Annotated in this window: 8 protein-coding genes and 1 pseudogene; all 9 read left to right on the top strand. The window is 66.0% G+C overall.

The annotated features are described in order from the left end of the window. On the top strand, window positions 1-396 hold a 396-nt coding region (locus tag C4301_RS07870; protein WP_352414548.1), incomplete at its 5' end, for an HAD-IC family P-type ATPase. Between the two features lie 47 nt (window positions 397-443). Then, a pseudogene (locus C4301_RS07865) lies at window positions 444-1,800 on the top strand (multicopper oxidase family protein). 127 nt (window positions 1,801-1,927) lie between these two features. Next, a complete protein-coding gene (locus C4301_RS07860; protein ID WP_352414547.1) occupies window positions 1,928-2,266 on the top strand; it encodes an ArsR/SmtB family transcription factor in 339 nt (112 codons plus the stop codon). Then, the gene (locus C4301_RS07855) at window positions 2,253-3,539 is read left to right on the top strand and encodes a complex I subunit 5 family protein (RefSeq protein WP_352414546.1); all 1,287 of its coding nucleotides are present in this window, start codon (window positions 2,253-2,255) and stop codon (window positions 3,537-3,539) included. Before C4301_RS07860 ends, C4301_RS07855 begins: the two co-directional genes overlap by 14 nt. After that, window positions 3,515-3,949 (top strand): hypothetical protein, encoded by a 435-nt coding sequence (locus C4301_RS07850; RefSeq protein ID WP_352414545.1) that lies wholly within the window; start codon window positions 3,515-3,517, stop codon window positions 3,947-3,949. Before C4301_RS07855 ends, C4301_RS07850 begins: the two co-directional genes overlap by 25 nt. Beyond that, complete coding sequence (locus tag C4301_RS07845) at window positions 3,946-4,797, top strand: respiratory chain complex I subunit 1 family protein (protein WP_352414544.1); 852 nt, start codon at window positions 3,946-3,948, stop codon at window positions 4,795-4,797. Before C4301_RS07850 ends, C4301_RS07845 begins: the two co-directional genes overlap by 4 nt. Then, window positions 4,788-5,423 carry an NADH-quinone oxidoreductase subunit K gene (locus tag C4301_RS07840; protein ID WP_352414543.1) on the top strand — a complete coding sequence of 212 codons (636 nt, stop codon included), beginning with the start codon at window positions 4,788-4,790 and terminating at the stop codon, window positions 5,421-5,423. Before C4301_RS07845 ends, C4301_RS07840 begins: the two co-directional genes overlap by 10 nt. A 2-nt stretch (window positions 5,424-5,425) precedes the next feature. Continuing rightward, entirely contained in the window at window positions 5,426-6,799 is a 1,374-nt protein-coding gene (locus C4301_RS07835; RefSeq protein ID WP_352414542.1) for a proton-conducting transporter transmembrane domain-containing protein, read from the top strand. After that, window positions 6,787-7,540, top strand: a 754-nt coding sequence (locus tag C4301_RS07830) for an NADH-quinone oxidoreductase subunit C (RefSeq protein WP_352414541.1), incomplete at its 3' end; no start/stop codon positions are given. The genes C4301_RS07835 and C4301_RS07830, both read left to right, overlap by 13 nt.

Here is a 7,540-nt window from a genome sequence, read left to right as displayed (position 1 = left end):
GAAAAAGCCAGGATCGTGCGCGCACTCAAGGCCAAGGGTCCCACCGCCTTCGTGGGGGACGGGATCAACGATGCCCCTGCGCTTTTGGAGGCCGACCTTGGCATCGCCATCGGGGCGGGTACGAACGTGGCGATCGAGTCCGCCGATCTGGTCTTGGTGGAAAACGACCCCCTGGACGTGGTGCGGGCCCTCGTTTTGGCGCGGGCCACCTACGCCAAGATGGTGCAGAACCTTCTCTGGGCCACAGGCTATAACGCCATCGCCCTCCCTCTGGCCGCGGGCGTGGCCTACCCCTGGGGCGTCCTTCTCTCCCCCGCGGTGAGGGCACTCTTCATGAGCCTCTCCACCGTGGTCGTGGCCGTCAACGCTCAGCTTTTAAGGCGCCTGCGCCTCTGAGGGCGGTTTATACAAGCTTAACAAAGCGCCCTTACCTTGGTCTCGAGATGAATCGGAGAACCTTCCTCAAGACAGGCTTGGCGCTCCTTCCGACCCAGGCGCTTTGGGCCCGGGCCCAGGGTTCTTTCCCCGAGCCCCCCCTCCTCCCTGTCAAGCGCGCGCAAGGCAGGGTGGAAGCCCGCCTCGAGGCCGTGGCCAAGCCCATCCAGGTGGGGGGCCAGACCGCGGAGCTTTGGACCTATGGGGGTCTTCCGGGCCCCACCTTGCGCCTGAGGGAAGGAGAGACGGTCCGGCCTCCACTTCCACGGCCTGCCCATCCCCCCCCAGGTGGACAACCCCTTCCTGGAGATCCCGCCTGGGGAGGAGCACGTCTACGAGTTCACCATCCCCCGTGGGGTGGCGGGCACCTACTGGTACCACCCCCATGTGCACGGCAAGGTGGCGGCCCAGCTCTTCCGCGGGCTTGCGGGGGCGACCGTGGTGGAAGGCCCCCTGGACGCCCTGCCCGAGCTCAAGGCCGCGGAGGAGCACCTTCTCGTGCTCAAGGATCTGGAAGTGGTGTCCGGCCGGGTGGCGCCCCATACCCCCATGGACTGGATGAACGGCAAGGAGGGGAGCCTCGTCCTGGTGAACGGGGCCTTACGGCCCACCTTGCGCCCGGGCAAGGGCCTGCTTCGCCTAAGGCTTCTGAACGCCTCCAACGCCCGGTTCTACCGCCTTGCCCTGGAGGGGCATACCCTGGTCCAGATCGCCACGGACGGGGGGTTCCTGGCCAGGCCGGTGGAGCTCCAGGAGCTCCTCCTCGCCCCCGCGGAGCGGGCCGAGGTCCTGGTGGCGCTGAAGGGGCCGGGCGAGTACCGGCTTCTGGCCCTGTCCTATGACCGGGGGGCCATGGGGATGATGGACATGGGTGGGATGATGCACATGATGGGCACGGGCCCCAGCCGGACGGAACCCCTCCTGACCCTCTTCGTGGCCAAGCCCTTCCCCAGGCTTCCCCTTCCAAAGACCCTGGCCGCCTTAAAGCCCCTGGCCCCCACGGGTCCGGTTCGGCGGCTGGTCTTTAGCGAAAACATGATGGCGGGGGAGTTTTTCATCAACAGGCGGAAGTTTGACCCTACCCGGGTGGATCTAAGGGCCCAAAGAGGCCGGGTGGAGGTCTGGGAGGTGGAGAACCAGGGGGATATGGACCACCCCTTCCACCTCCACACCCACCCCTTCCAGATCCTGGCCCGAAACGGTCGCGCCGAGCCCTTTTCCGCCTGGAAGGACACGGTGAACATCCGGGCCGGGGAGGTGGTGCGCCTGGCCGTGGCTATGGGCTTTCCCGGGAAGACGGTCTTCCACTGCCACATCGTGGAGCACGAGGACCGGGGGATGATGGGGGTGCTCGAGGTCACCTGAGCGGGCCGTCCCCCAGGGCCGGCCTCCCCACCCCTGTCCCAGGTGGGGGTTGACGGGGATGGGGGGTTCGTTGTATTCATTTTTATATGATGGGTTTCGAATATAAAAAATTCAAAGGAGAATCCCCATGACCTCCCTGCACCGCTTCAAGGCAGAGTTCTTCAAGGCCCTGGCCCATCCCTTGCGCCTGGCCATTCTGGATGCGCTACGGGAGGGGGAGAAGTCCGTCTCCCAGCTCGTCCAGGAACTGAAGGTCGAACAGCCCACCCTCTCCCAACAGCTGGGCTTGCTGAGGCAGAAGGGCCTACTCGAGGCCCGCCGGGAGGGCAATACAGTCCTTTACCGTACCAAGGACCCCGGGGTGTATGAGTTTCTGGACCTCGGCCGGAGGATCTTTGAGCGCCAGCTCAGGGAGAACCAGGCCCTTTTAGCGGCGCTGATGGAGGAACCGCATGGCGGGAACTAGCTTGGCCATAGGAAGCTTCCTTTTGAGCACCCTCCTGGGCCTCCCCTTCCTCCGCCCCCTTCTGTTCCTGGGTGGGGTAGGCCTGGTGGTGGGCGGGGCCCTCCTTTGGGGACAGGGAGGAGCCGGGGGGCTATTCCAGCTCCTCCTGGGCCTCCTCACCCTCGCCCTCGCCTTTTACCTGCCTCCCTACCTCACCCACCACGGTCAGGCGGCAGCGGACCTTGGGAACACTACTCCCTTTTATGCCCGTCTTATTCCGCTCTTCCTAGCCACCTTGGCTGGCGTAAGTCTTGCCCCCCCGGGGTATTCCTTCCTTTTCCTGTGGGAAGGGATGTCGGTCCTAGCCTACCTCCTGGTAGCCCTGGAGGGGAAGGAGGCCATAGGAGGAAGCCAAAGCCTTTTCCTCGCCAGCCGGTTCTCTGGGGCTGCCCTGGTCCTCGCCTTTCTAGGGCAGACGCACCTATCTAAGGACCTCTTCTGGGGGCTTCTCCTCCTCGGTTTTGGAACAAAGGCCGCCCTCTTCCCCCTCCACCCCTGGCTCGTCCGCGCCCATCCCGTGGCCATAAGCCCGGTCTCGGCCCTCCTCTCCGGGGCGATGACCAAACTGGGCCTTTATGGGCTTTACCAGAGCGCCGTTTGGTTCGGCCCCCCGCCGGGATGGGCAGGATACACCCTTCTGGCCCTGGGCCTTTTGGGGGCGGTCTACGCCCTGGCTCGAGGCCTCGCCGAGGACGACTTCAAGGGGGTTTTAGCCTATTCCAGCGTGGAGAACCTCAACCTCCTCCTTGCGGCTCTGGGAGGCTACTTTCTCTGGGGAACACCCTTTTTCCTCTACGCCTTTTTCCTACACCAGCTGGTCCACGCCCTCTTCAAGGGCCTCCTTTTCCTGGCCGCGGGCAGCCTGCCCAGCCGGAGCCTGAGCCGCCTGGGTGGGCTTTTCCGGCAGATGCCCCGCCTTTCAGCCCTCGTCCTCCTCGGGGTGGTCGTGGCCGCTGGCCTGCCCCCCTTCCCCGGATTCTTCGCGGAGTGGTACCTGGCCCAGGGCCTCCTGGGCCAGAAAGGGCAGCTGGCGGTTCTCGGGGTGGGGGCGGTGGGGCTCCTCGCCGCCCTTGCCCCCGCGGGATGGCCTTTCTGGGCCTACCCCGCGCGGCGGAAAGCCACGGCGGTGCTTTCCCGCCTGGGAAACAGGCAGATCCTTCCCGAAGGGAGCAGATCGAGGACAGGGGGCTCCTGGCCGGAGCCGGGCTTTTGGCCCTCTTCCTTCTCCTTCTGAGCCTGGCCCCTGGCCTGATCCTCCTTCCCTACCAGGCCCCCCTTTCTCCCCTTTGGGGCCTCCTTCTTCTCCCCTTCCTCGGCCTGGGGGGGGCAGCCTGGCTCCGTCTGCGGCCCCACCGGACCTACAGCCTCTGGGACTGTGGCTTCCAGCCCCTCACTCCCAGGATGCAGGTCAGCCCCCTGGGGTTCAGCGCAGAGCTCCTCCGCCTCTTCCCCTTCCTGGGCCTGGACACGGGAAGGGGCTGGCCCCGGATCCGGGAACCCCTCCTTTGGGCGTACCGGCTTCCCGTGCGGCTTTACGAGGCGGCCTCGAGGGGTGCCCAGGCCCTGCAGTCGGGAAGCCTTCACCTTTACCTCCTCCTCCAGTTCCTGGCCCTGGTTATCGTCCTGGGGGTGGTGCTCCGATGAGCGTGTTTTTGCTCCTCCTCGCCCCGCTCTTCACGGGGAGCCTGAAGTGGTTAAAGGCTAGGCTTACCCGCCGCCAAGGACCGCCCCCCTGGCAGGAGTACGCCGCCCTCCTGCGGCTCTGGCCCAAGGTCTGGGTCCAGCCGGTAAGCGCAAGCCCCGTTTTCCTCTTAGGCCCCGTGGCCGCCCTGCTTGGAGCCATGGGGGCGCTCTTTCTTTTGCCCATCCTGCCCACCTGGTCCTTTCCGGGGGACTTCCTGGTCCTCCTGGGCCTCTTGGGCCTGGGCCGGTTCTTCCAGATCCTGGCCGCCTTAGACCCAGGGAGCGCCTTCGGCGGCCAGGGGGCCTACCGGGAAAGCCTGGTGGCCGTCCTGGCGGAGCCGGGCACCCTGATGGGGCTTGGCGCGGCGGTTCTGGCCTCCGGGGGCTCGAGCCTGGCGGAGGTCCAACCCCTATCCTTGGAAAACGCCCTGGTCTACGCCTTCGCCCTGGTGGCCCTGGTCTTAGGGCTCTTGGCGGAAAACGCCCGCATGCCCATAGACGACCCCACCACCCACCTCGAGCTCACCATGGTCCATGAGGCCCAGCTCCTGGACCACTCCGGCCCACCCCTCCTCCTTTACGAGCTCGCCTCCTGCGTCAAGCTCCTGGTCTACCTGGGCCTCATCGCCCTTCTCCTCCCCTTTAGCCGGCCAGCCAACCTTCTCCTCACGGCCGTGGCCGGCCTTTTGGGCCTGGGCTTCCTGGAGACCTTCGGGGTCAGGCTCAGGTATCTTCGGCTTCCCGACCTTCTCTCGTACGGAACCCTGGCGGGTCTTCTGGCCCTTCTGGGGGTGGTGCTGTGGAAGTAACGGTGAAGAGCCTGGTCTGGGGCATCCTGGCCCTGGGGTTCCTGATGGCGGGCCGGAGGAGCCTAGGGGCCATCATCCGCTTTTATGCCCTTCAGAACCTGCTTCTGGGTCTTCTGGCCTTCGACCTGGCCCAGGGGGAGGCCCACTTCATCCTGGCTGGAGCGGTCCTTCTTCTGGTGAAGGGCCTCCTCATCCCCTGGTACCTCTTCTGGCTTCTGGACCGGTTGGAGATCAGCCACGAGGTGGAGTCCTACCTTTCCGTCACCCTTTCCCTCATGGCGGGAGGAGGCCTGGTGGCCCTGGCCTTCCAGCTGGGCAGGCGGTTCGTCATCCCGGGGGCCATCCTGCCCGAGGCCGTGCCGGTGGGGCTTTCCCTCATCCTCCTGGGGATGCTTTCCATGGTGAGCCGAAAGAAGGCCATAAGCCAGGTGATGGGGTTCTTAGGCCTGGAGAACGGGGTATTCATCCTTGCCCTGGCGGAAAGCCACGGCCTGCCCCTCTTCGTGGAGCTGGGGGTGGCCTTGGACGCCTTTGCCGCCGTCTTCCTGTCCGGCCTCCTGATCTTCCGCATCAAGGAGACCTTCGGCCATGTGGACACGGCCCGGATCCGATCGCTCAAGGGGTGACGATGCTGTACGCGATCCTTTTCCTTCCTCTTCTGCCTTTCCTTGCCATAGGGCGGCAAGGGCTTCTGGGGATCCTCTCCGTGGCCTCCCCCCTCCTGTCCCTGGCCCTCCTTCCCCTGGGCCTTCACCAGGCCTCAGGGCCCCTCCGAATGGACGAGGTGGGGGCCTTCTTCCTGGCCCTTACCGACCTCCTCTACACCCTGACCGCCCTTTTCGCCCCCGCCTACTTCCGCGCCCACCATGGGGAGGCCTGGCGGTTCTTCGCTGCCGGAAGCCTTTTTCTCTTCGCTCTTCACGGGGCCTACCTCTCGTATAACCTGGGTTTTCTATGGATATTCGTGGAGGGCAGCACCCTGGCCTCAGCCCTTCTGGTCTATCACAAGGGAGGAGGGCAGGCCCTGGAGGCCACCTGGAAGTACCTCCTCTTGGGAAGCGTGGGCATCGCCCTGGGGCTTCTGGGGGTTATCCTGGTCTACGCCCTCCTGGAGGGAAAGACCTTGGACTGGCTCGAGGCCAAGCGTCTGGCTGCCCAGCTTAAGCCGGAGGAGCTAAGGCTGGCCTTTGCCCTCCTCCTCATCGGCTTCGGAACCAAGGTGGGCCTTTTCCCCATGCAGGCCTGGCTCCCCGACGCCCACGCCGAGGCCCCCGGCCCTGCTTCCACCCTCCTTTCCGGGACCCTTTTGAACGTGGCCTTCTACGCCCTTTTGCGCTACGCCGCTCTGATGGAGGCGGCTGGCCTAGGGACCTTCGCTCGAGGCTTCTTCCTGGCCTTCGGCCTGGCCACCCTTCTGGCCTCGGCCCTCTTCCTCTTCCGCCAGGAGGAGTACAAAAGGCTCCTCGCCTACTCCAGCATGGAGCACATGGGCCTGGCGGTCTTCGCCCTGGGGCTAGGAGCACCCTGGCTCGCCCTTTTCCACCTCCTTGCCCATTCCCTGGCCAAGAGCGCGGCCTTCCTGGGGGCCAGTGCCCTTTTGGCCCGATTCCACACGCCCAGGATCCGGGAGGTGGGGGGCTTGGTGCGGGCTTGGCCCGCCCTGGGCTTCGCCTGGGTCCTGGCCCTCCTGGCCCTGGGCGGGCTTCCTCCCTTTGGCCTCTTCTTCGCCGAGCTCCAGGCGGTCCAGCTCGCGCCCCCGGGGCTAGCCGCCCTCTACCTTCTGGGCATAGCCCTGGCCTTTGCGGGAATTCTTCCCGCCCTTGCCCAAATGGGGTTCGGGCCAAGCCGGGACGCTTTCCCGTCAGGGGAACAGGCGGGGGTTTCCCCTCTGCCCTTTCCCCTGGGGGTGGTCTTCTTTCTCCTCCTTCTGGCCCTCCTTTTGGGGGTCTTCCCCCCGGTGGAGGGGTTTAAAACCCTGGAGGTGGCGCTTTGGAGGCTTTAAAGGCGGCGCTGAGGGAGGGCCGTCCGGTGGCGGTCTTTTACGATAGGGGGCAGATCCGGTTCGTGGTGGAGGGCCAGGACCGCCAGATGGCGGAGTACGCCCTTCCGGTGTCCGCTGGGCCTCTAGGGGGGCGGTTTAGAAGTCTGGCCCGGGAGTTCCCCAGCCTGGACTGGTTCGAACGGGAGCTCTTTGAGCTGGGCCTCGAGCCCGAGGGGCACCCCGCCCTCAGACCCCTGAGGCGGCACGACCGCCCCTACCCCTTTGACCGCCTCGAGGGGATGCACGAGGTCCCCGTGGGCCCGGTCCATGCGGGGATCATCGAGCCGGGCCACTTCCGCTTCAGCGTCCTGGGCGAGCGAATCTTCCACCTGGAGATCCGGCTGGCGTACCAGCACCGGGGGCTTTTGGGCCTCTTTCCCGGGAAACAGGTGGGGGCCGGCCTCCTCCTGGCTGAACGGGTAAGCAGCGAGCCCGTAGCCCATGCCCTAGCCTTCACCCGGGCGGTGGAGAAGGCGCTGGGCCTCGAGGCGCCTGAGGAGGCGGAGCGCCTGCGGCTTGCCCTTTTGGAGATGGAACGCGCCTTCGGGCATCTCGGCCACCTTGCGGGTCTTTTCACGGACATCGGGTACGCCCATGCGGCCACGGAGGTGGGCCGGGTGCGGGCCCTTCTTCAAGGGGAGATCGACCGCCTCACCGGGCACCGGTACGGCCGGGGGTTTATCCGGTTAGGAGGGACGGCCG

Origin of the sequence: Thermus sp. (assembly GCF_040290245.1) — a bacterium.
Classification (GTDB): Bacteria; Deinococcota; Deinococci; order Deinococcales; family Thermaceae; genus Thermus_A.
Note: the sequence above shows the minus strand (reverse complement) of the source record. Positions and strands in the feature narration are given on the sequence as shown.